Below are 23,043 nucleotides of genomic sequence, written 5' to 3'. Positions count from 1 at the left end.
GTTAGAGGTTTTCATTAATCAAATATTTTTCAATGATCTTAACCTGAAGTTTGGTTGAAAGCATTCCATCTATGACTATATCCGCTTCAGCCTTAAATTTCGTATCGTCAAATAGAGGTCTTGAGTGGTTTAAATAAAAATCTAATTCAGAAACAAGCTCATCTTTTGTTCTATTTGTTTCTTTGTAATTTCTAAGTAACCATCTACATAATGAAACATCCAGTGGGACGTCAAGATGAACCCACGTATCTATATACACTCCAGTTTGTCTATGAAATCGTCCTAAAGGAGCATCAAAAATAATATATTTTGTAGGATTTAGAGTGACTTGTAATGTTGGATGAGCTATGGATTGTTTAACTTTAAGAGATTCAAGAATTTCTGCCAATTTCTGATAATCCCACTCGATATAGTTTTCTCCACGTTTATACCAGTCAACATAGTCCTCCGGTCCTGTGGAAATCTCATCAAAATCATCCCAATTAAGAAAAGTACTATGTAACTCTTTCGCAAGCTCCATGGTAAGTGTGGATTTTCCAGCACCCATGTTTCCACTAATACCAATAATATGAGATGCCATAGAATTTATCTTGCCTTATTATAAAAAAGCCTTAAATTCATAATATAAAGTAAGGTCATTATTTAAATCTCTCTGGTAATTTCATTACCATTAAATGTGTTTGCTCTCCTTTAAAAACACCAATATCCATTTCGAAATCACCAGCCATTTTAAAGCCAGCTTTTTCATAAACATGCTTTGCTCGTGGATTATGTTCAGCTGGGTCAATGAAAAATGTATCTGCAGAAGGATCTATTTCTTTTTGAAAAAATTCTGTAAACAATTTTAATGTTGATGTTGCTAATTTTTTACCCAAATAAGTTGGATTACCAATCCCAAAATCAATACTGTATGTTGCCCCTGATATTGAAATATTATCTTGCCATATTGGTGGAAGATCATCGTCTTTATTAACGATGGCAGTTAGGATAAAGCAAAAAGGGTTATTGTCACCCAGGCCAATCCAATAGGTAAAAACTCCATTGAAATAGTTGGATGGGTTAACTCGCCCATCCATAAAGTTGATAATATCATCCTTATGTTCTTGGCTATTATCCCAAAATTCTTGCATATGCGGCTCAGCAAGCCATTGAAATATTATCTCTTGATGTGAATGATTAACTTTTTCAAAATGAATTAAATTAATAAGATTTGTCGGTGTCATCTAAACTCTTTGATTTATTTCAGTATGTTTTTGTATGTCATAGATGACAAAGGCTTCCGAAGAAGCCTTGAACGTGGCATCAACAAGGATTGTCATCTCCATTTTTGTTGTGCCAGCTACACTGGGCGGACCTTTGTGTAGTCTCGAATGCCTGATGCTAAAGCAGAGCAGGAACAATTAAATTATAGTAATTTCTATGATAAATTACAAATGATTTGTTAATTTGGATAAATTTAGTCCATGCAATACACATTTATAAATTTCTCTCATCTGCTCTCTTCCAAGCTTATTTCTAAAATAATCTCTTTTCCCATCCACGTTACGCGTATTTAGTTTTATCAAATCTAACCGATGAAAGCCTACTGTATAAAGCATATCACCCTTCACCCAACTCTCACGCTCCTGAAAAATTCCAATCATAGGCATCAATTTTTTAGGTAATAAATAGTGATAAGGTTGAGTTGGATCTGGCTTTACAGTGCTGAGGGGTACAATAGTTAGTAATTTATCTCGACCTTTAAGCGCACTAGACAAGACTATAATGGGTCTATTCTTTTTGACCATTTCTGGTTCTTTAAAATCGGAGAAATCACATAGCAAAATTTGCCCTGGATTAGGATGAAAAATTATAGGCATTCTTATTCTAAATCATCTATTTTAAAGGCAGCAATCATATCAGCTTAATAATATTGAATCTTTAAAAACTTATGTTATTCTACACAAATAACGATGACTACATTGAATACACTAATCCAATAGTCCCTTTAATCTATATAATCAGACTTAATATCGATTGTAAGTACCGTGAATTCAACTAATAAGTGCGACTAGCTTTTTTGGGCAACCCAAACTGTCGCGTCTCCACAATCTGGATCTCTAATTTTATGCGCCAGTACCTTAAAATTATTATCTATAAGTATCTGTTCATATTCTTCGGTAGAAAGAGATGCATGATATAAATCGTGTCCTCCATTATTACTCCAAACTTCATCGTATTCAGATCCTGATGTAAAGATTAATAAACCATTTAGATCAACATAGGAAGCTAATAATTTTAAAGTCATTCTTTGATCATCGTGAGGTAAATGAAAAAAGCTATGCCACGCAATAACCGCATGGAATTTTTCATTCAAATCTAAAGTACGCATATCTGCTAAAATCCATTTGTTTTTTGGAAATCGTTGCTTACACAAGTTAATCATTTTTCTACTAGCATCTATTCCGGTTACATCGTAACCTTCATTGATTAAAAATTGGGCTATAGGTTCTCCAGTACCACAACCTACATCTAATATTTTGCTTTTAGGTTTGAGACATTTTTGAATAAAATCTAAATAAAGTTTCTCCATAGTCAAATCTTTAGTACGGTTATCATCAAACCAGTCAACGATCTCGTCATATACTTGATAAACTTTATCTTTATTCTTTTCCACCATGTTAAACTCCAGTTGCAAACACTTTTTTATGCGTTGAATCCAAGTAATAATAGTATTCCGATTATATTGTTTGCTTTACCATTATACTAATTTCCAAACAATAACTGACTCTTATGCTAAGAAATAATATTCCAGATCAACAACTCATTGAGCTTTTGAAAGTCTATTATGGAATTGATATTCATGCAGTACAACTCATCGTGGGTGGTGCTGATATGAATGCCTCTGGATATAAAGCGGATTCAGAATCCAATTCTTATTTCGTAAAGCTGAAATACGGCCATCATGATGAAATTAATTTATCAATCATTAGTCTCTTGCATAATTCTGGAGTAAAAGAAATTGTTTTTCCTGTCCACACACTCGAAGCGAAATTATTTCAGCAGGTAGATCATTTTAAAATGATTGTGTACCCATTTATTGATGCGCCTGATGGTTTCACCAAAAATTTAACAGAAAAACAGTGGAAACAGCTTGGAAAAGTATTAAGGCAAATTCATGAAACAACTGTTCCCACCTCGATTCAACAGCGATTAAGAAAGGAAACTTACTCACCTAAATGGCGTGAAATGGTTAGGTCTTTTTACAGTCAAATTGGATTAGATGAGTCTGATGATCAAATTACCACTGACTTCAAATCTTTTTTTAATCAAAAAATCGATTCAATTCATCGATTAGTCGATTCTTCAGATGATCTATCTAAAAAAATTCAACCTGATTTAGATAAATATGTGTTGTGTCATTCTGATGTACATGCAGGCAATGTGTTGGTTGTTAATGAGGAATCTATTTACATTATTGATTGGGATGAGCCCATGTTAGCACCCAAAGAGCGTGATTTGATGTTCATAGGCGGAGGCATTGGTAATGTATGGAATAAACCCCATGAAATCGATTATTTTTATGAGGGTTATGGTAAAACAAACGTTGATAAAATAATTTTATCTTATTATAGACATGAACGAATTGTCGAAGATATAGCTATATATGGACAAGACTTGCTTTCACGTGTTCAAAACGACGAATCCAGACTTGAAAGTTTTAAACATTTTAAATCGATGTTTGATCCAAATGATGTTATTGAAATAGCTTTTTCTTCGGATTAATTTTAATTATTTTTTGACGCCATGCTTTCAATAAATTGGTTCGCCTGTTTCTTGGTAAACCCTGTTACAATGAACTCATCACCTATCCTGCTTCGAATTATTGGATTTGATATCACTATACCATTTAAGATGAAGCTTCCTTGTTTTCCTGTACCGTTTTCAGTCATTTGCCCAAATTTAGTGGCTGCAATAGTTTTTAATTTAATATGGACACCATAACTGTCAGCTGAATTTTCAGGTAATACTATTGATGCCGATTCAACTGTTGATCTGTCCAATACCATCTGATTTTGAATAACTTGAAATACCAGAGATGGAACATCCTGACTTACACCACCATCAGTTGTTGTGAGGCCTGAGGCCTTTGAAGATGTTAAAAAAAATACCCCAACTAAGGCGGCAATTACTTTAATAAAGATATTCATATTAGAATTATGGAAAAGGAATAAAATGCATATTATACATTATGATTGTCACATTGAATATTTTAAATACAAAATGTTCCTTCCAGTTGCTTTTTTTTCGTATTTTTGTCCATTCCCACCAAGGTTGTTTTTCACCTGTACGTGCCTCGTTTATAGCAGCAGCAAATACATCCCAAACACATGGATCATGAGATTGGCCAGTAATTTGTTGCAGGCGCAAGTAGAGTTCGTCAGCACATGCATTAGCAAGTTGCTGAATTGAATTAATCTTAAGCAATTGCAAGTCGTTATAAGTTGCCTCTCCAACATTCATAAGACTTAAAAGCGGATTAACTACTTTAAATTTATTTTTAGCCATATCTATCCTATAGGACTTCATGTTTCAGTCACAATACGATTGACGTTATGACTGTAAGATATCTCTTCACCCCATTGTTTTATTGTCAGTTCTTATTACAATGGCAGCGTTTACTATAAGTCTGATTTTTTATCCAGTCCGATAACATCATAAATGGTGATAGGAGAAGTAACTCCCTTAACTTTCACCCTGAGATGCCCATTTAATTCGAGCGACTGGTTAACCTCCTGGTAAGTTGCCTCAGAAATTAAAATCTGTCCACCTAAAGTCAGATCCTGAATGCGTGATGCCAAATTAACCGGAGAACCAATTGCACTGTATTGCATGCGCTTCTGAGAACCAATATTCCCTACAATAGCATACCCTGTATTAATCCCTATGCCCATTGCTAATTCGGGTAAACTGTTGTTGCGATTCATTGCGTTGACTTCTTGCATGGTAGCTTGCATCTCTAATGCACAGGCTATCGCTCGGTATGCGTCATCTCCTCCAGAGTGCGGTGCTCCAAATACCACCATAATAGCGTCACCAATAAAGGAATCGACAGTACCATTGTATTTTTCTATGACATCAACCATTTTTCCGTAATGATTGTTAAGCGCAGCTACAATTTTATCCGCAGGAAAATGCTCCGACAGAGTCGTAAAATTTCTTAAGTCACTAAACAGAATTGTAATTTTACGTTCCTCTCCGCCTAATTTTAACTCTGATTTTGACTCAAGAAGTGCGGCAACAATCTCATCAGACATAAAACTACCAAATACTTTACGAATAAAATTATTACGAATTTCAAGCTCTTTCTTAGCTTTTGTCAGAGAGATATTTTTTTCTCTTACAGCCTTCTCAAGAAGCGAAATATCCAGCAAGTTGAGTTGATCTTCTGTCAAAGTTGCCAAATCTTTTAAAATTTGAATTTCAGTCTCATCTAAATTACGTGGTTTTTTATCGATTGCACATAGTGTTCCCACATTAAAACCATCAACTGTTGATAAGGGAAATCCTGCGTAAAAACGAATATTTGGTGAATTAGTTACATAGGGATTATTACAAAATCGCTCATCCAACAATGCGTCTGGAATAATCATTGGTTTATTTTGTTGAATAGTATAGTGACAAAATGAATCATTCCGGGATATTTTGTCAAGACTTATACCACATCTGGATTTAAACCATTGGTGTTTAGAATCAATAAAAGAAATAAAAGCAATAGGAACCGATAAATAACCCGAAGTTAGTCGGATAATTCGATCAAATCTTTCATCTGCTGGTGTATCCAGAATTTTTAATTCGTATAATGCAGCAATGCGATTCTGCTCAGTAATATCCAAAGGTTTTTTCATAATTTTCTCAGGATTGTTATCATGATTGGCACTTTTCTCAGGTCAATAAATAAAATGAGAAACATAGTGTTTATTAAGATTATAGTACAACGCACTCATATTAATTGGCTTAAACCAACTAATAAGTAAATTGTATTTAGCAATGGAAGCAAAATTGATAAATTAGTTGTATGTGCCTATCCATTGTCATTAAGGATATACACAGAAACGGGTAAATAAATAGTATTTAATTACCCGTCCAAAGTCTTAAAAATTTAACCTAATTAATTATGTGAGGGTGTATTATCTTTAGAGAGTAGGATTTCATCTTCAGGTATTAGATGAACCAATCCTGAAATGCCTTCAGACTCATTTTTTGTAAAGAAACCAAAACGTGATGAAGGAGAACTAGGGACAACTGATAAAAATTCATCCCTAAGAGTCTCGTTTACACCACTTTCAGTGTCATCTTGCACAATGCTTGTAAGCTCTTTTTCTTTTGGCGCAGGAACAGAATAATGATAAATAGTTTTACAACTGCCATTCTTGCCCAGTACCTTTACAGAACGCGTTAACTCAAATAGTACGTCGAAAGGACTGACCCCTTCTTCCCCTTCTCTAAAACCCAAGGTATATGGATATTTACATGAGCCAACACCTTCGCACTTGACTACCACTACCCCTCTTTCGCCAGGTTTTACTTTCTTGCATTTCGCCCATCGGCCCCCGGCCATTCCAGGATCATCTCCAATTCTTCTAATAATTTCGTTATTAGATAACAGCTTGGTATCAGCATCTTCCTGCAACTCTATAGCAAGCATCACTCCATCACGTCGTGTGCCTTTATTGAAATATTTTTGAGCATATTTAAGATCAAAAGCAAAAAAAGTTTCCCCTTTTGCTTTAGTTGTTGTCTTTTCGTCGTCGTCTTCACATACTTTTGTCTTGTTACCAAATATTCTCTTTCCTTGATTTAAATTTTCAAGAATTGCTAAATATTCTTTTTCACTGACAAAGCGAAATAAATAATTACTAGGTCTTGCAGTATTAATACTGAATTCTGCAAAAGATTCCTCTTCTAATTCCATAGCATCTTGAATGTGACTGTGAAGCTCTCCTTCCAATTTCTTAATCTGTTCTTTGCGTGCAGTACTCTCCAGTTTTTTACTGTTAGTTTTGCTTGTTTCTTTGCTGGGAGATAAATCCAGTTCCTCAGAATGCTCTGGTACGATATCCAGATCTTCTTTACTTGATTCTGAAATAGTTAAAATTTGTATTCTTTTTTTAGGTACTTGCATCGCTTTACTTTTACGCATCTAACTCTCCTAATATCATTACGATATACAATATGTGCTTATCTTATTCTCACACGCTCTATTTTGAACATTATCAGCAAAATAAAATGGATTGCAACCTTTCATTTCTAAATCAATATTACTGAATCGAAATACATTAGATCTAAGAAGAATGCTTGGGCAGAAAAAATAATGTCCTGCCCACTAGCATTCTACATCTGACCTATTCCCTAACAGTTTTTTTGGCCTAATTCGCTATTGAGTGACTCTTCAAGATTTTGAGACTGATTAACCGCCAGAGAGGATTTCAAAGCAAAAAAGCCTTGATGCCCGGTGGTTCCAAAAGTTACAGCATAAGCCACAGCAAAGGTCACTGCATTAACCAATTGTTTCGCTAAATTGGTTAAATAATCTCCCCAGCCTAAATCTTTTTGCAGTATTGGTGTTGCTTCCTGAATTGCTCTTTTTGTACTTTGCGCAAAAGAGATTAATTTTTCTCTGCTTGGATCATTAAATGCTTCCTCTTTATATTTTCTCAAAGTATCTAGCAATTCTATAGCTCTTTGTTTTGCAGGGGCATAATAAGCACCAATAGAGCTAATTTCATTTTCGAAATTATTCAAAATGAGATCAATAGCATCGGACTGAGCAAAGTATTTTTTGCTTTTGTGTTCTTCCTCAAGTTTGATTCGTTGCTCTTCCTCAAGTTTGATTCGTTGCTCTTCCTCAAGTTTGATTCGTTGCTCTTCTTCAAGTTTGATTCGTTGTTCTTCCTCAAGTTTGATTCGTTGCTCTTCTTCAAGTTTGATTCGTTGTTCTTCTTCAAGTTTGATTCGTTGTTCTTCTTCAATCTTGGCTTGCTGCCCTTCCCTCTTAAGCTTCTCTTGAGCATCTGGAAGCCAGGAAAGCCCATCTTCTCTTTGTTGTTGTCGTTTTTCTACTTCAGACTGAGGTTCACACCATTTAGGAATGTTATCAGAAGAAAAATTAGCTTTTCCAGATACACAGGCATGATGCTGTAAAACTCGTAATGGCTGAGACATAGGTTCAGCTAAATATTCAAAATTCCTCGGGATGGATCTTCCAGATATAGCTTCCACCCAAGACGATGAGACAGCACTTGGGCCTGAGAATTCCATAACCAATGGTTTATAGACAATCCCTTGAAACGACTTCAATAGTTTTTTAATGCCATCGGGAGTCTTAGGATAGTCATTCAGATGTTGTTTTTCTATATGATTTTCAATAACAGATGTAAGTAACTCTTGATTTTGATGCTGAATTGCCTCTTTAATTACAGGTATAAGTTCTTGTGTAGCAAAAGTTTTAGCAAAATACTCAGCGCCAAAAAAAGTTGCAAACGACAAAGCATCCTGGTGAGCACCTGAAACCGCCGCCCTTAAGGTACATAAATCAAATTTGCCATCTGTATTTTTAACAAGTAATTGATAACCTGGTGAATTTTTTAAACGTACTAATTCTTCGTTTTTACTTTCTGCAATATATTTCACACAGTTTTCATAACGCGCAATGATATTTTTGGCGACTCCCTCGATTATTTGACGACGAGCCTCTTTATCTTTGCTATAAGCGATCATATCGGTATTGAAAGCCGGGTTTTCCAAAGCAGGTTGTTGACCATCCTTTGTGAGGGCCGATCCTATATTAAGCAGAACCGGGAAGCCAGAACGAACCTCAACTGCGACTTTTTTATCATTCATTGGCAGATCAATATCAATATAAGTGCTGCTTTCTCCAATGATTACATCAACCCAACGCACCAAATCGGATGCTGCTGCAGGATTTCCTCCCTTACCCTTTCTCATAGCTTCAAGCTCATATTTGGCCAGATTTAGCAATTGTGCGTCCGTATCACTGACTGATTTTAAATCTATTGAATCAATATCAACTAATTCAATGTTATTTTCCTTTGCCCATTGTTGAAACTCAATCCTAGCGGTCTCATTTAAGCACAATGAGCTAAAAACAATTCGGGTTTTGCCCGGCTGGTTAAGTTTTGCAGTTTTTTCTACTTGAGTTTTAACATGTTGTGGCATATAAACTGCCGGATTATTGCTAAACCAAACAGAAAATATATCCGATGTATCAAATGCGTATTTGTCTTCACGACTAACATCTAATCCTAAAATATTAACATTCCCGTTGCGAGGATCAGTAAGCTCTCGTTTTAATTCTGGAATGACTTTTTCTTTTAGAATTTTAAGCTGTTCTTCGGAAAATGTTTCGCTTTTAGTATAACCACCAGTACCTCTTATTCTGTTATATAGATCGTTAATCTGCTCTTGACTAAGTGCTGCTTCTAATCGCCTTGCTAATTGGTCGAAGATGTAAGCTTGTAATTTTTGAGTTTTCTGCGTCTGAGTCTGTCCACCTTCAACGACTTCTTTCAAAAGAACATTAGTTAATTGATTTAAAGTTCTTTTGACAGGAGACTTACCAATTGTCATAGGGCCGTATACTTGCACCTTGTTCTCAACAGACTTTTTCGCATCTGAAACAGGCTGACTTTCGACAGTATCTGAAGGAAATGGAGTATCCAAGTCTTTATTTTTTCGAACCCAATCAAAAGCAATCTCTTTCCCAATTTTAAGATAAAGCGCAAATTTAGTTAAAAACACCTCACTAACCAGTGTTTGCTCATTAACTCCGGTATTTAACTGCTGAATTTCAAGCAATGAATCAGCTAATTCTTTAGCCATTTGTTCATCAATAGCGCATATTGATTTGATATTCTCAATAAAAATTGCTTTTTGTTGCTCTTTCATATCTTTATCCCACTTGGTTATAATCAAAATTTTTACTGTTGCCTCCACAGGAGAAAACACCAAAAATAAACTAAATATCTACAAAGTGGTCATGAATATATCATAAATAACTTAAGTAAAACTTAAATTACACCATGAATCTAATCTCATACTTTCATAGGGTAACTGTTTTTAACATTATGATGATGAATTGATTCTCAATAACTATTACTCAATAATGATTCCAGATAGTATAAAATGGATTATGAACTAACCTTTCGTCATCCGAACAAATCTTAGCGGAACATTATTGGGAAGAATAATCACTTCACTTGAAACAGGCTTATAGCCAAAAGCGCTATAGAGTTTAACCCCAGGTAAAGTGGCCATCATCTCAAGCCGAGTAAATTTTTGTAAAAGAGCCTCTTGTTCGCAATGCTTCAACAGAATACTTCCCAATCCTTGTCTTGCGAATTTGGGATGAATAAAAAAAGCTCTTATTTTTGCAAAGTCTTGTTGAGGCTCAAGGTATTTTCCTTGTTCTCTTCCTTTATACTGACTACCACCAAATAATGTTTTTCTTCGACTCCATCCTCCACAATCGGCAATTTGTCCATCCTTTTCTATAACAAAATAAGTTTTGTCTAAAATTAACTCTAAATCTACACCAAATACATAGTGAATGGCTCCTTCAATTTCTTCCTTTGTATAATCTTCACGGCTAAGCTCTCTTGCTGAACAAGAAATTAATTGATTTAAAAATTGAATCTCGTTCATTTCAGCTAATCTGATTGTAATCATTGGTAACCTCCTGCAAGTCTGTGTGGAGGTAAGTTAACATAAAACAAATATAAATAAATTTCTTATTTTATTTATAAAAATTACTTTTTATAATGTATTTTTGAAACAAAAGGTAATATATGAAAAACAAGCCAACAAAAAATTATCCAAATGAAAAAAATACAGAATATCCAATTGAAATACTTGATAAAATTGATAGAAAAATTCTAAATATTCTTCAGAAAAATAATCAAATTACTAACCAGGCATTGGCAGATATAGTTGGAATCTCTGCCCCACCCTGTTTTCGAAGAGTCAAACGCCTGAGAGAGGAAAAAATTATCGTTAATGATGTTGCTTTGGTTGATCCATTTAAAGTAGGCAGACCATTAATTGTGTTCGTCAATATTACTCTTGAAAAACAAAGAGAAGATCTTTTAACTCATTTTGAAAGAAAAATGTCTGAGGAACCTGAGGTTATGCAGTGCTATTTTATCTCGGGAGACACAGATTATCTGCTTATTATTCATGTCAGAGATATGAATCATTACAATGAATTTGCGAGACGAGTATTCGCTAATGAACCCAATATTAGAAAATTCAGAAGCAGTTTTTGTCTTAATAGAACCAAATATAATACACAGGTTGTTTTAGATGAGTAGTAACCATTGCAAATGTCCAACTAATTAACAAACCCAACCCTGCATGTACTATAATTAATTTAGGAGAGGAATCACAAGGAGCCAACCATGCAAGAATCAATTCACTCTTTATTTTTGGCACAAGCAATAGGTCTCTATCTTCTTATTGTGGGAATTATAATGCTTTCAAGAGCTTCATATTATCGTGAATTGTTGACTCATCTCAAAGCAGGCAGTGCCACAATCGTGACGACTGGAAGCTTGGGGTTAATTATTGGTATTTGCCTTGTACTTGTCCATAACATTTGGGTTCCTGAATCAGAGGTACTAGTCACCCTGGTAGCCTGGATTATCTTGATTAAATCAATATTATGGCTTGGATTTCCCGAATTTATGGTTAAATGCAGTCAAAAAGCCTATACAGGGACAGGTTATTATGTGATTTCAGTAGTGGTATTAATTATTGGGATTCTGCTGATAACCCATGGATTTTACCTGTTTTCATAGGCAGTTTTGCCTTCATCAGGGTAACCATCTGTTCGATGTAGATATGCATTTTTTTATAAAAGAAATCTGTAGTATATAATAGTGTTTTTTACATTTCAAAAAATCGTAAAGTTTTTTTAAAAAATTGTTAATTTCAAAGCTCTTCTTAATAAAATCTTAAGCTTGTCTACCTATACTTAACCTGCCTTCAATGGAAATGAATTGTTGCATAAGGAAATCTCTGAATTATATGAGGTTTAGTATGTCATCGTTTAAACATTCTTGTGAAAAAATTGATATCAGTCTAGCTCATAATGTTCTAACTATTTGTCCTAAAAATAGAGAGGCTCTGCAAAAAATTACCACCCTTTTCAATAATCTGTACATTCTTTATTTTATAGGAGGTATTCCTAACATCACCTATGATGACATGGATCAAATTCAAATTAATATTAAGTATTCACAGCAAATAACGGATACCAAACTCAAAAATACCTTACTTTCTTTTGTTAATTCTGAATTAATCTCTCAAGATGAAGAAGAAATATTTTTGAATGAGCTTGAGCACACTAAAACGTCATTCACTACCCAATTTAATACCGAATTGGAAAACATCCGAAAAAAAGCTGAGGAATTAAGCAGAAAAGCAGAGGTTGATCCTTATCATTATGAATCCGCATCAAAAGCAGCTAACAGACTGCATCAAGAATTATTAATAGCCTCTCAATTATATTTTTATCACAAAACCCCCGAGGCATACGAAAATTTCAAAGAAACATGCCAAAGAGAAATTGAGAGGGCTCGACCTGTACTGGAACAGCATAGAGGATGGAAACCTTTGTTAGTTAATGTAGGAGCAGCCATCATAGGTCTTGGTGTTCTCTATTTGCTTGCAGCTTCCATTAACTACTATAAAACGGAAGGTCGTCACTTTTTCTTTCATTTTGAAACGGACTCCTTGCAAAAACTAGAAAACCTGAATATAGCTCAAGCTCAAGTACTAAAAGTCTAAACACCAACCACCCGGATTAGACGCTTCTGTCATAATCCGGGAAATACAGATTTTTAATTTCCAGCCACAATGCCCAAAACTGAGTTTTTCATTTCCTCCACTATTTTCTCAGACCTGGTTTGAGAAAATAAACCCAAACGACCTGTGTAATAATAATTTATCCCAAAAGCAAATAAATACCCTACACCAAGCAAAAGGATGGCTGTTGATAACTCAGCTACCAGCCACAAGGCATCTCGGTGATTTTTCAAAGTCAAATTGGCTAAATCAACTTCTTTGATGCAGCAATCCTGATAGCGTTTTATTAAAAAGGGATCTGGATTTTTTTCAAGATAATTGGTGTAGATAGTGAGCTTACTAACCAATCGACTCATCGCATTTGCTGCATCAAAACACTCCCTTTCACGTAAATCTTTTTCTTTGCTCTGTAGGGTAATCAAATGAAGGTGAATTAAATTGACCTGTTTTCTTAATTTAATATCATACTCTGTTAAATCAAGTTCAGAGTTTGTAAACTGCTTTAATCTTTTATATTTTTCAAAATCAATTTGGGAAAATTGCTTGAAAGCCTCATCAATTGATACTCTTTCCTCAGGATTGACTACAAGCATTGCGTTTAGGCACGCTCTGATTTTACTTTTATCTTCATTGGTTAAATAAAGTTCCAATTCCGGCTCAGAGAAGAGTAACTCGTTTCTCGACTTCTCAACCACATAGTCCAACCCCTTATCACGAGAGATGTAATAATTAGTGTATTTATCTCCCCACAAATAACTTAATATCCTGCCTGCAGACCAAACATCAGCTTTTGCTGTGTACAATGCCTGGGTATTGAAAGATTCTGGTGCTCTGTACGCTCTGGTCCCACAGCGACGATAATCTTGCTCTGATTCTCTAAGCACAAAACCAAAATCAATTACTTTAGCTATCGGAGGCGACTTGCTAAAATCTATTATAATATTTCCTGGTTTTATATCTCGGTGAATCAGATGTTTATCTGTCACCTGCTCTTTAATTGCTTTTAAAATGGCAAAAGTGATCTCAATCCTATTAATAAGATTAAGTTCAGGTATCTCTTCTGACAAATCAAGCCGCTTAACAGGATTAAGAAACTTCTCTAAAACGATACCATCTGCTTTTTCCATAATCAAATAACTGAATTTACTCTCTTTATCTACTACAAATACTGGTGGTTTGACCGCTATATGCCCTGATTGCAGAAGACCTTGATATTCACGTAGTACAGAATGACTTTGATCGCGATAACTATGATTTTGTATTTTAACTAATTTATTCTTTTGTGGTCTTTTAATGACATTCCCACATTCAAACTGAATTGTACCCAAGATAGGGTACACAATACCGTACCCTCCTTTGCCTAAAGGATTCTTGTTAGGGTCAAAAATTTCAAATGTGTGTTTTTTTTTATCCGATTTTCTTGGGCGTCTTACTAAAGATTGATTAAATGAGAAGCAATAAGTGATGTCTTTATGGGTATATTTGTATCCTTGATTATTATTCCAGACACCTGGTGAGTCATTATCATTCAGATAACTCTCCAATGCTGCAAAAGCCTTTTGATTATTAATTTGTAAATTTTGGAAATTGGCCGCATCAACGGAAAAAAACATTGTACGAGACATGATATTGACTTAAATTTGATTAATCGGTTTATTATACCTCGCCTTTTTTATTAAGTTAAATTAATTGAACTCTTAGCTAAAATCTAATTCATTATTTTTTAAATTTATAGTATAAAATGAAATTTTGATTTCAAGGAGAGAATTGTGGGTAAGGTAAACGCAGTTGGAATGGCTGAAGTTGGAGTTGAAAGAGCCAAAAGGAAAGAAACCCTAAGAGTTCTGACGTCATCTCCCTTCAACCTGGATAATAAGGAACACACACAGGCACTGGAAACATACATTAAACAATTTGAATTAAGTGTCAATCAAATGTACCTCTATCAAGCAATGAGCACGGCATTAACAGCTTGGGGAGGCTCGTGGATAGTGGGAATGTTTTTGCCAATTCCTGAATTTGCCAATCACCTTCTTGCAGCCTGTCTCTATTTAGGCGCTACTGGTTACATTCTTGAATCATTTAGCATGACAGACTTTTATGAACAATTGGAAGAGATGAAAGTACTTTATAATTGGTGTTTAAAAAATAACAAAGAAAGCTATAGTACAGATATCGATAATACCAATAATCTTTTGTATCCTGATATCCAGCGCATGATTAAATTAATGTCCCCTTTATGCACTACTGATTTTATGGTTGCCTGGCCTAAAGAAGTAAAAACCGCCGAAACTCAAAGTGGGATCCTATCCAATACATTGTCCATAGGCTATTCCATAGTATCAGCGCCATTCTCACTGTTCTCAACAGCCAGTAAACCGAGTCAGGATCAAGTGCAACGTATTAAAGATTTGAAAGTACAGGTAGAAATAAGAGGTCTTGATTTAGGAGTTTTTGCTGGCTTCGAGCAGGCAATAAAGTATTTTGCTACGAACTCTGATTTTAGAGATCTATTGAAAGCCAAGCTAACTCAACCAGTCAACTCTGTTAAAAACATGTTGCAAACAACCATACCAGGAATGTTAGCCGGCTCTAATTCAAAATAGCGCTATTTTGCCAGCCTTAACCCTTGTTAATGGTTGGCATTGAATAATGTGCATAATCATCATTAAGACAAATATAAGGATGATTAACAGGAAATAATGCCATTTTTCACACCCAAGGTTTCTCAAGATGAAAACTGTTTTTGCAAATAAGGAATTGCTTTACAACGAATACAAAAAACTGTTTCTAGAGCAGATATCTGACATCAGCAAATTAAAAGAATGCGTTAAAGCAAGGTATGATATAAAAGATCTTCCTGACGAAATATTTTTCAAGTTGTTGACTAATAATCATAAAAAAATTTACGATTTCATAGGGACACATAATCAAAATAGAATCCGATATTTCTTCGGTAATTTTGATAATTTTGATCCACGTGACAACCAAATTAGCGTTTTAGATCGCTTTATTCTTGATAGTATTCATTTTTATATCACTAGCAGTTTATTAATGCAGCTGCATAAAGAATATCACGAAAATGAAATGGAAATTGATAAAGCATGGCAAAAGGAAATTCAAGCCCATGCCCATTTAGGTCCACTACCAACAATAGCAATCATTGCAAACTCAATTAAATCAAATAAAAATCGTGTCTTTAAAGATTTACAATTTCCTGCGAATACAAATATACAGCTCTTCCAATTAAATAAATCATCTATTAAGCTTAATGATAAAGTCTTTGCTCTCTGGTTGCCCAAAACAAGTGAAGCACAAGTAGCAATATCCAATGTCACCCGTAATACGATTCTTGTTTGTATTGCCGCTGCCGCTATTTTAGCAATAGGCGTAAGTCTCTTTTTATTTTCCACAAGCTCAGCAGCTGGTTTGGCTGCTATTTCCAATCCTGTGTCGTTAGGAATAATGATTGCATTATTAGCAGGTACCACGCTAATACTTGGTATAGCCTCTCTTTATTTTTCCACTGCCAAAGTGATAGATGACGGTGCAAGAGAACATCCGGAAAGCAGAATACCAGCAGAATTTTATCACTCTCATAATATTCGCAAGGATAAAATGTATTCTAGTGAGAACAAACCAGAAGACCCCTTGCCCTACCATGATCTCAAATGGTCATTATTTAATAGAAAGCTATATGCAGCAAGAGAATCGATAGTTACTCCTTCAGCAATATCTGAACAAATATCATCCATGCCTACTAATCAACAAAAACTTTAATGTAGATAAACATATGATGTTTAATTAATCCTTAAAATTATGATTGAGTTAAAATTAAGGAAGTAAAACAGGAGCGCAAATAAAATCCTCTTGGTAACGTTTTTATACGATTACCCTCTGCGTCATAAGCATAACATAAAGATTTTCCATTGGCAGCCTTAGGCCTCACTTGAAGATATTCTCCCGAAGAAGAGTTTAATGTTTCTAATTGTCCCATAACGATTTGATTTGTTAAATAACTCCAATCTTCTTTAAGAATAGATTCCTGCTCTTTATTTGGAGACCATAAAAATCCACGTCCAATTCTTCTATGGGGAAATGGAATATCCGTGTCTCCCTCTATAGGAATCCATAATACCCTTTTTAATTTAGCGTAACATTGAGAGGACTCCCAACTTTGCTGATGTATAGTAACTAGTGGAATAGAAACAATAAATGTAGATTCAGCCGGTTTCCCTGATTTATTAATGGGTATCGTTTTTAATTCGATACCCAATTGTTTGAAATCAGGTAGAGACTCATTTTTTGCATCTGTACCTAAGGCTAACTCAAGAGCTTGTCCTACCCATCCTTTTCGATGAACAGGATTTAAAGGGGTGGATAGACCCAATTCAAGAGCTAACTGAGCAAAACTTAAACCTTCAATTCGCTGGCATTGCTCCAAAAGTTCTTTTTCATTCTTCGGTGGTTTGCTTTTTAAGGCTAAAATCACAGGAGCTCTCTTTTAGTTCAACAGTAATAGGCTCTATTGGCGGCTGTATTCCTGCCGCTTTAAATTGTGCGGTTATCGCAAACAAAACTTTTGACCTTACTTCAACACGGTTATGATTCTGGATGTTGATAAAATACCGTGCTTCAAATTCTATTAAAGCTGTATCAATTTTCTTTAAGAACACCTGAGCGGGAGGATCTGGAACGATTTCAGGAATAATTGCTAATACATCAAGTATTAACTGTTGGATCATCACTGGATCATCGGCTCTGCTTACCTTTATCGGTATGACCGTGCGAATAATGCCATCTTGATGAGTCCAGTTAGTAAAAGGTTTATTGAATGTTTCAGCATTAGGAATCAAAACCTGAGTATTGTCCCATGAGGAGACGCGCATGGAACGAATGCCTATATGAGCCACTTGCCCTTCGTATTCACCTATGGTGATCAAATCGCCCTCTCTTACTGGTCTTTCAATTAAAAGCATAATGCCTCCTACAATATTTGAAGCAAAATCTCTTAAACCGAAACCCATACCAACGGCGAGTCCTCCAAGTATCATTGACATACCGCTAAAATCCAATCCCAGAACATGGAGAGTTATGAAAGTACCCAATAATATGATTGCATATTGTGTAAATACGGATAAACTATGGCGTATGCCAACATCTTTGGTATTCTTATATAACCATCGAAAGCAAAACTCCCTTGTCCACTTTGCTGCCCATACTAAAACAGCTAGTAGAATGAGAAACTCAATGATACTGGCGACTGTAATATGTATGCCTGTAATATTAAGAATACTGTATTGAATCACTTTTTCGAGGCTAGTCACAACTAGTGAATCAGAGTACCAACCAAACAATTGAAATAAAATTAATACACTTGTTAAAAACAAAGCAATACGCAAGATTTTATCGATTGGTTTAAGGAAAACCTCTATCCATAACCAACCATTTTTCAATGAAGATATCATCCACTCGGAAAAAAGCTCCAATGCGTCAAATATCAAACCTCTCACGAGAATATATCCTACTAAAACTAACAAAATATAAGCTTGATACCGACTCATAGTCCATGCCAGATTCACAAAACCAATCAAACCAATAATTGCTGTTGTAAATAAAGTAATCGGAACTAAAATGACTAACAAAGAAATTGCATTTTTAAAATACCTTTTCTTTGATTTCAGTAGTGGTCTGATAAGATAAGGAATGACATCTTTACTTTTCCATGCTACCAGGGATACCGTTAACATAAACAGCATGAATAAGCGATTAAATATATCTTGTAGTAGAATCGATAAAGGTAATAAGTGACTAAATGTCATCAACGCCGTTGTCCATCCACCAAAAAGCAACAACCATTTTAAACGATAATATAATTTAACGTCCTTACCTGAAGAATCCGAGATGCTTTCTAACAAAATCAAACGGGCGATTAAAATTAAAACTCTAAAGGTAAACCACACAATAATGAGTTTAATTAATAATTGAGAGTTAGCATAAGAAATACTGGTGAAGTATAAAACGAAGGATAACATAGCGAAGAAACAAAGATGTGGAATGTTTCTTTGCAGTAAAACAAGTATTCCATCATAAAGATAGCCAGTAAATCTTGATCGCTCTTTATCCCTGACTAAAGTTTTCAAAACATGATTTAAAATATAAAACAGGCTAAGGATAAAAACCAAAACAGTCCATAAAATAATAGCTGGGAAAGTATCTAACCAGGTGTAGCTATCATAAACTTTTATGGTCAGTGTTTTGATATATTTATAAAACAAATTGGGGATATCAATTAGCTTCTTGAGAATTACTGTCCAACTGTCAAGATTGTATTCGCTCAAGCTTTGTCTTGTTGAGATCTGTTTCTTTAACTGATTTTGATAATCCTCTAAATTTTTGGATAAGATAAGTTTTTGATCAGAGGTCTCCTTTAGTTCTGCTTTAACATCATTCTGCAATAAACCAAGGGATTTTCGTAATCCTGGTTCAACAAAAAGATTAGCCTGATTTGTAAGAGAATTCAGAATTGTTTGCAACGAATTCTCTATACCTGAATATTGATTAATTACCTCTCTGTATATATCAATTGCTGACTGCAAGGCTTTAGTATCCAGGTTATTTAACAACAGGATATTCGTTTTAATTATCCTTTTCTGTAACTCCAGTGCATTCAATTTTTGATGGATAACTGCAATTCTTTGATTATTAATATATAAATTGGCCTCATATTGAATCTGCTCACCAATCGTCAGCTCAGGTTGCTTTTGAACTTGGCTGGACACTGCATTCTCATAAAGAATATTCAGCTCTTTATTCAATTTATCTCTAATGGCTTTAATTGACTTCAGCTTTTCTTCCAAATCGAAATTGGCTTTCCAAAGTCTTAATTCATTCAAAGCATCATTTAAAAGCAATTGATATTGTTTGGCTAAATCCAAAGTTTCAGCTATTAACTCAGTAGTTTTTTTATTAACAGTAAGCAAGTTCTCGATTTTACCGACTTTTTCTTGAATAGTTACTTCAGCATTGGCAAGCGGCATTTGTTGCAAACGCTTTAGTTGGTCATTCAAATTGACCTCTTCTTTCTTTTGATTTTCACTAAAACTATTCAAACTCTCGATTTTTGCTTTATTCATTGAAAGAATAGTTTTAATTTGTCTCAATTTCTCGGTGTACTCCTGCTCATCCTTAGGCGCACTTTTTTGTTTAATTTCATTAATAGCAATGATCAAATGAGTTTTTTCATGGGCCAGATATTCCACTAGCGTGGCATTGTTTTCTTTAACCGATGCTGAAAACAGTGAACAACTGAACAATAACAAAAATAGAGGCAGGGAAAAGCACCACAAGTATTTAAAACTTGTGGTGCTTAAATTTGAATTACTTTGTCGTAGTAGTTGGCGCAAGTCTTATACCCAGTTCAGTTAATTGTGCATTGCCCGCAGGCGATGGTGCACTTGTTAAAGGACAGGATGCTGTCTGAGTTTTAGGAAACGCAATCACATCCCTTATGGAAGTTGAGTCCGTCAAAAGCATAGCTAATCTATCAATTCCCAATGCAATTCCTCCATGAGGTGGAGCACCATATTGTAAGGCATCCAGCAAAAAGCCAAATTTCTCATGTGCCTCTTGTTCATCAATTCCGATCAAGTCAAATACAGTTTTTTGTAGCTCAGGTTGATGGATACGAATAGAACCACCGCCAATTTCATAACCATTAATAACTATATCATATGCCCTGGCTAATGTTTGCGTTGGGTTAGAGCGAAGTGCCTCGGCAGATAGTTCCTGCGGGGAGGTAAAGGGATGATGCATAGGCTGTAACTTATTGCTTTGAGGATCCAATTCAAACATAGGCCAATCAACTACCCACAATAATTGCCATCCAGCATTAATCAGATTTCTATCGTGACCTAGTTTATTCCTTAAGGCTCCCATAGATTCGTTTACTACATGAGCTTTATCAGCACCGAAAAAAATGACGTCGCCAGTCTGCGCCTCAACCCGATTAAGAATAGATTTCACAGCAGTTTCAGATAAAAACTTGAGAATTGGTGACTGCAAACCTGCCATACCAGCACTTAAATCATTCACTTTAATATATGCAAGTCCTTTAGCACCATAGATGGTTACGAATTGTCCATAGGTATCCAGATCCTTTCTACTAAGATCACATCCATCAGGTAATTTTAAAGCGACTACTCTTCCTGAATCATCATTCGCTGCAGAAGCAAATACATTAAAGTCACAATCCTTTACTAAATCTGCAATATCAATCAACTCCAGTGGATTACGCAGATCGGGCTTATCACTTCCATAACGTGTCATAGCCTCTTGGTATGACATTCTTGGCAATTTATCAGGTAAGGTAACGTTAAGGATTTCCTTAAATACAACCTTGAGCAATCCCTCAATGAGTTGCAGTATATCTTCTTCATTAATAAAGGCCATTTCTATATCAAGCTGAGTAAACTCAGGCTGCCTGTCAGCTCGTAAATCTTCATCTCTGAAACAGCGTACAATCTGGTAATATTTGTCAAATCCAGACATCATCAGCAATTGCTTAAATAGTTGTGGTGATTGCGGTAAAGCATAGAATTGTCCTGGATGCACCCTTGAAGGCACTAGATAATCACGAGCACCCTCGGGAGTTGCCTTAGTCAACATAGGCGTTTCTATATCTAAAAAGTTCTGCTCATTCAAGTAATTACGTATAGAGCTGTTTAACTTGTGTCTTAAAGTCAGTTTCTTTTGCATAACAGCACGCCGCAAATCAATATAGCGGTATTTATAACGTAAATCTTCATTGATAATTTGATGATCATCTGGCAAAAACGGTGGGGTTGGAGATTGGTTAAGAATTTCAAGTTGTGTACCAATTACCTCAACTCTACCAGTTTCCATTTTATCATTGATCATTCCTTCTGGTCTTTTACGTACAATGCCAGTAACACGAACAACAAACTCCGATCTGAGTTTTTCAGCAATTGCAAAAATTTCCTTGTTTTCAGGCTCATACACAACTTGCAATAACCCTGAACGATCACGAATATCTAAAAAAATAACTCCGCCATGATCTCGTCTATTATGCACCCACCCACAAACTGTGATTTGCTTATCCAAGCTTAATTCATTCACGGCCGAACAGTAGTGTGTACGCATAAAACCACCTATTAAAGTTTATTGAGTTTTTAATTGTGCCAATGCAGGGTCAGACTGCATTACACCTAACGATATTACTAATTTTAATGCTTCATCAATGCTCATATTCAACTCGATGGCATCTTGCCTTGGTATCATCAACATAAAACCCGAAGTAGGATTAGGTGTAGTTGGAACAAATACAGACATCATGTCTTCCTTGGTTTTCTCTTTAATTTCAGGGTTAACAGAGCCAGTCTGAAATGCTATGGTCCAAAGCCCTTTACGAGGATATTCGACTAAAACAACTTTGCGAAAGGCTTGACTGTTCGTTGATAGTACAGCATGAATAACTTGCTTTACAGCATTATAAATTGACCGTACCAGAGGTATTTTAGCCAATAAGGACTCACCCCGACTGACAAGTCTCTGTCCAAAAAAATTAGTTGCAATAATCCCGGTCAAGAGTAATAAAACCAATGAAAATATAACTCCAAAGCCTGGTATATAAAAACCGAACAACTGCTCAGGTTGATAGGCTTTTGGAAATAAAGCCAATGTGCTATCAAGCATATCGATAATAAATCGCAGGACTACAATGGTTACAAATATTGGTAACCATACTATTAACCCGGTAATTAAATAGGCTCTGAGGGAGATTAACTTCACTCGTTATCACCTTTTGTCGATTTTACACTATCTGCAGAGCTTGATGCAGGAGTTTCTTTAGAGGAACTCTCTTTATTAGTGCCGGATTCTCCTGATTTATTCTCAGTAGACTCCTTTGGCCCGTTGCCTTTGTTTTTAAAATCTGTGGCATACCACCCAGTCCCCTTCAGCTGGAATCCAGCAGGGGAAATAAGTTTTGTTACCGTATTTTCATAACACTTTGGACATTGCTTTACAGGCGCATCTGTAACTTTTTGCATCAAATCAAATTGATGATGACAGTTTGTGCACTGATATTCGTAAATTGGCATCTAGAATCACTCCATAAACTCGAAGTATCTGTAATTTAACTTTTCATTATAATTGCTG

22 protein-coding genes are annotated in these 23,043 nt (G+C 35.3%); 6 read left to right on the top strand and 16 right to left on the bottom strand.

What is annotated here, in order from left to right:
* Nucleotide 1 precedes the first annotated feature (1 nt).
* The 4 genes from EL201_RS07615 to EL201_RS07600 all read right to left on the bottom strand — a co-directional run bounded on the left by EL201_RS07615 (nucleotide 2) and on the right by EL201_RS07600 (nucleotide 2,659).
* The gene (locus tag EL201_RS07615; RefSeq protein ID WP_027221676.1) at nucleotides 2-580 is read right to left on the bottom strand and encodes a nucleoside/nucleotide kinase family protein; all 579 of its coding nucleotides are present in this window, start codon (nucleotides 578-580) and stop codon (nucleotides 2-4) included.
* Between the two features lie 58 nt (nucleotides 581-638).
* Nucleotides 639-1,223 (bottom strand): GNAT family N-acetyltransferase, encoded by a 585-nt coding sequence (locus EL201_RS07610; RefSeq protein ID WP_032828826.1) that lies wholly within the window; start codon nucleotides 1,221-1,223, stop codon nucleotides 639-641.
* A gap of 204 nt (nucleotides 1,224-1,427) precedes the next feature.
* Nucleotides 1,428-1,859, bottom strand: a complete 432-nt coding sequence (locus tag EL201_RS07605; protein WP_027221674.1) for a type II toxin-antitoxin system PemK/MazF family toxin — start codon at nucleotides 1,857-1,859, stop codon at nucleotides 1,428-1,430.
* 191 nt (nucleotides 1,860-2,050) lie between these two features.
* Nucleotides 2,051-2,659, bottom strand: a complete 609-nt coding sequence (locus EL201_RS07600) for a class I SAM-dependent DNA methyltransferase (protein WP_027221673.1) — start codon at nucleotides 2,657-2,659, stop codon at nucleotides 2,051-2,053.
* Nucleotides 2,660-2,772: 113 nt separating this feature from the next.
* On the opposite strand from EL201_RS07600, the gene aph(9)-Ia reads away from it, so the two are divergent.
* Nucleotides 2,773-3,765 carry an aminoglycoside O-phosphotransferase APH(9)-Ia gene (gene aph(9)-Ia / locus EL201_RS07595; protein WP_027221672.1) on the top strand — a complete coding sequence of 331 codons (993 nt, stop codon included), beginning with the start codon at nucleotides 2,773-2,775 and terminating at the stop codon, nucleotides 3,763-3,765.
* A 2-nt stretch (nucleotides 3,766-3,767) separates the two neighbouring features.
* Here the strand turns inward: aph(9)-Ia and EL201_RS07590 are convergent, their stop codons facing one another.
* The 6 genes from EL201_RS07590 to EL201_RS07565 form a co-directional block, all read right to left on the bottom strand.
* A complete protein-coding gene (locus EL201_RS07590; RefSeq protein ID WP_027221671.1) occupies nucleotides 3,768-4,190 on the bottom strand; it encodes a SecDF P1 head subdomain-containing protein in 423 nt (140 codons plus the stop codon).
* A gap of 7 nt (nucleotides 4,191-4,197) precedes the next feature.
* Nucleotides 4,198-4,548, bottom strand: coding sequence for a helix-hairpin-helix domain-containing protein (locus tag EL201_RS07585; RefSeq protein ID WP_231955189.1), 351 nt, complete (start codon nucleotides 4,546-4,548; stop codon nucleotides 4,198-4,200).
* A gap of 113 nt (nucleotides 4,549-4,661) precedes the next feature.
* The gene (locus EL201_RS07580) at nucleotides 4,662-5,888 is read right to left on the bottom strand and encodes an adenylate/guanylate cyclase domain-containing protein (RefSeq protein WP_027221670.1); all 1,227 of its coding nucleotides are present in this window, start codon (nucleotides 5,886-5,888) and stop codon (nucleotides 4,662-4,664) included.
* 263 nt (nucleotides 5,889-6,151) lie between these two features.
* Entirely contained in the window at nucleotides 6,152-7,183 is a 1,032-nt protein-coding gene (locus tag EL201_RS07575) for a hypothetical protein (RefSeq protein ID WP_027221669.1), read from the bottom strand.
* A 209-nt stretch (nucleotides 7,184-7,392) separates the two neighbouring features.
* Nucleotides 7,393-9,948 (bottom strand): glycosyltransferase family 88 protein, encoded by a 2,556-nt coding sequence (locus EL201_RS07570; protein WP_027221668.1) that lies wholly within the window; start codon nucleotides 9,946-9,948, stop codon nucleotides 7,393-7,395.
* A gap of 249 nt (nucleotides 9,949-10,197) precedes the next feature.
* Nucleotides 10,198-10,728 carry a GNAT family N-acetyltransferase gene (locus EL201_RS07565; protein WP_027221667.1) on the bottom strand — a complete coding sequence of 177 codons (531 nt, stop codon included), beginning with the start codon at nucleotides 10,726-10,728 and terminating at the stop codon, nucleotides 10,198-10,200.
* 119 nt (nucleotides 10,729-10,847) lie between these two features.
* Here EL201_RS07565 and EL201_RS07560 point away from each other — a divergent pair, with 119 nt between their 5' ends.
* The 3 genes from EL201_RS07560 to EL201_RS07550 all read left to right on the top strand — a co-directional run bounded on the left by EL201_RS07560 (nucleotide 10,848) and on the right by EL201_RS07550 (nucleotide 12,846).
* The gene (locus EL201_RS07560; protein WP_027221666.1) at nucleotides 10,848-11,369 is read left to right on the top strand and encodes an Lrp/AsnC family transcriptional regulator; all 522 of its coding nucleotides are present in this window, start codon (nucleotides 10,848-10,850) and stop codon (nucleotides 11,367-11,369) included.
* An 87-nt stretch (nucleotides 11,370-11,456) separates the two neighbouring features.
* Nucleotides 11,457-11,855 (top strand): hypothetical protein, encoded by a 399-nt coding sequence (locus EL201_RS07555; RefSeq protein WP_027221665.1) that lies wholly within the window; start codon nucleotides 11,457-11,459, stop codon nucleotides 11,853-11,855.
* Between the two features lie 181 nt (nucleotides 11,856-12,036).
* Complete coding sequence (locus tag EL201_RS07550; RefSeq protein ID WP_080272938.1) at nucleotides 12,037-12,846, top strand: lpg1484 family Dot/Icm T4SS effector; 810 nt, start codon at nucleotides 12,037-12,039, stop codon at nucleotides 12,844-12,846.
* Nucleotides 12,847-12,899: 53 nt separating this feature from the next.
* Here the strand turns inward: EL201_RS07550 and legK1 are convergent, their stop codons facing one another.
* Complete coding sequence (gene legK1, locus EL201_RS07545; protein WP_027221663.1) at nucleotides 12,900-14,489, bottom strand: Dot/Icm T4SS effector kinase LegK1; 1,590 nt, start codon at nucleotides 14,487-14,489, stop codon at nucleotides 12,900-12,902.
* Nucleotides 14,490-14,633: 144 nt separating this feature from the next.
* Here legK1 and EL201_RS07540 point away from each other — a divergent pair, with 144 nt between their 5' ends.
* Both EL201_RS07540 and EL201_RS07535 read left to right on the top strand, forming a co-directional pair.
* Nucleotides 14,634-15,470 (top strand): hypothetical protein, encoded by an 837-nt coding sequence (locus tag EL201_RS07540; protein WP_027221662.1) that lies wholly within the window; start codon nucleotides 14,634-14,636, stop codon nucleotides 15,468-15,470.
* A 127-nt stretch (nucleotides 15,471-15,597) separates the two neighbouring features.
* On the top strand, nucleotides 15,598-16,644 hold the full coding sequence (locus tag EL201_RS07535) for a hypothetical protein (protein WP_027221661.1): 1,047 nt from the start codon (nucleotides 15,598-15,600) through the stop codon (nucleotides 16,642-16,644).
* 37 nt (nucleotides 16,645-16,681) lie between these two features.
* Here the strand turns inward: EL201_RS07535 and mutH are convergent, their stop codons facing one another.
* Genes mutH through EL201_RS07510 form a run of 5 tightly spaced genes read right to left on the bottom strand, consistent with a single transcriptional unit; the run spans nucleotide 16,682 to nucleotide 22,985 of the window.
* A complete protein-coding gene (gene mutH / locus EL201_RS07530; RefSeq protein ID WP_027221660.1) occupies nucleotides 16,682-17,356 on the bottom strand; it encodes a DNA mismatch repair endonuclease MutH in 675 nt (224 codons plus the stop codon).
* Complete coding sequence (locus tag EL201_RS07525) at nucleotides 17,319-20,270, bottom strand: mechanosensitive ion channel domain-containing protein (RefSeq protein ID WP_027221659.1); 2,952 nt, start codon at nucleotides 20,268-20,270, stop codon at nucleotides 17,319-17,321. Before EL201_RS07525 ends, mutH begins: the two co-directional genes overlap by 38 nt.
* Nucleotides 20,245-22,026: an aspartate--tRNA ligase gene (gene aspS, locus EL201_RS07520; protein WP_027221658.1), complete on the bottom strand. Its 1,782-nt coding sequence runs from the start codon at nucleotides 22,024-22,026 to the stop codon at nucleotides 20,245-20,247. The genes EL201_RS07525 and aspS overlap by 26 nt, the downstream gene beginning before the upstream one ends.
* An 18-nt stretch (nucleotides 22,027-22,044) precedes the next feature.
* A complete protein-coding gene (locus tag EL201_RS07515; protein WP_027221657.1) occupies nucleotides 22,045-22,674 on the bottom strand; it encodes a DUF502 domain-containing protein in 630 nt (209 codons plus the stop codon).
* Nucleotides 22,671-22,985, bottom strand: coding sequence for an FmdB family zinc ribbon protein (locus tag EL201_RS07510; protein ID WP_027221656.1), 315 nt, complete (start codon nucleotides 22,983-22,985; stop codon nucleotides 22,671-22,673). The genes EL201_RS07515 and EL201_RS07510 overlap by 4 nt, the downstream gene beginning before the upstream one ends.
* Nucleotides 22,986-23,043 lie beyond the last annotated feature (58 nt).

The organism is Legionella pneumophila subsp. pascullei, assembly GCF_900637585.1.
GTDB lineage: Bacteria > Pseudomonadota > Gammaproteobacteria > Legionellales > Legionellaceae > Legionella > Legionella pascullei.
This window is presented reverse-complemented; position numbering and strand designations above follow the sequence as displayed.

Bases quoted from the DNA above. Each gene is read 5' to 3' on its own strand.
- EL201_RS07615 (WP_027221676.1), bottom strand. From the start codon at position 580: ATGGCATCTCATATTATTGGTATTAGTGGAAACATGGGTGCTGGAAAA.
- EL201_RS07610 (WP_032828826.1), bottom strand. From the start codon at position 1,223: ATGACACCGACAAATCTTATTAATTTAATTCATTTTGAAAAAGTTAAT.
- EL201_RS07605 (WP_027221674.1), bottom strand. From the start codon at position 1,859: ATGCCTATAATTTTTCATCCTAATCCAGGGCAAATTTTGCTATGTGAT.
- EL201_RS07600 (WP_027221673.1), bottom strand. From the start codon at position 2,659: ATGGTGGAAAAGAATAAAGATAAAGTTTATCAAGTATATGACGAGATC.
- EL201_RS07590 (WP_027221671.1), bottom strand. From the start codon at position 4,190: ATGAATATCTTTATTAAAGTAATTGCCGCCTTAGTTGGGGTATTTTTT.
- EL201_RS07585 (WP_231955189.1), bottom strand. From the start codon at position 4,548: ATGGCTAAAAATAAATTTAAAGTAGTTAATCCGCTTTTAAGTCTTATG.
- EL201_RS07580 (WP_027221670.1), bottom strand. From the start codon at position 5,888: ATGAAAAAACCTTTGGATATTACTGAGCAGAATCGCATTGCTGCATTA.
- EL201_RS07575 (WP_027221669.1), bottom strand. From the start codon at position 7,183: ATGCGTAAAAGTAAAGCGATGCAAGTACCTAAAAAAAGAATACAAATT.
- EL201_RS07570 (WP_027221668.1), bottom strand. From the start codon at position 9,948: ATGAAAGAGCAACAAAAAGCAATTTTTATTGAGAATATCAAATCAATA.
- EL201_RS07565 (WP_027221667.1), bottom strand. From the start codon at position 10,728: ATGATTACAATCAGATTAGCTGAAATGAACGAGATTCAATTTTTAAAT.
- EL201_RS07560 (WP_027221666.1), top strand. From the start codon at position 10,848: ATGAAAAACAAGCCAACAAAAAATTATCCAAATGAAAAAAATACAGAA.
- EL201_RS07555 (WP_027221665.1), top strand. From the start codon at position 11,457: ATGCAAGAATCAATTCACTCTTTATTTTTGGCACAAGCAATAGGTCTC.
- legK1 (WP_027221663.1), bottom strand. From the start codon at position 14,489: ATGTCTCGTACAATGTTTTTTTCCGTTGATGCGGCCAATTTCCAAAAT.
- EL201_RS07535 (WP_027221661.1), top strand. From the start codon at position 15,598: ATGAAAACTGTTTTTGCAAATAAGGAATTGCTTTACAACGAATACAAA.
- aspS (WP_027221658.1), bottom strand. From the start codon at position 22,026: ATGCGTACACACTACTGTTCGGCCGTGAATGAATTAAGCTTGGATAAG.
- EL201_RS07510 (WP_027221656.1), bottom strand. From the start codon at position 22,985: ATGCCAATTTACGAATATCAGTGCACAAACTGTCATCATCAATTTGAT.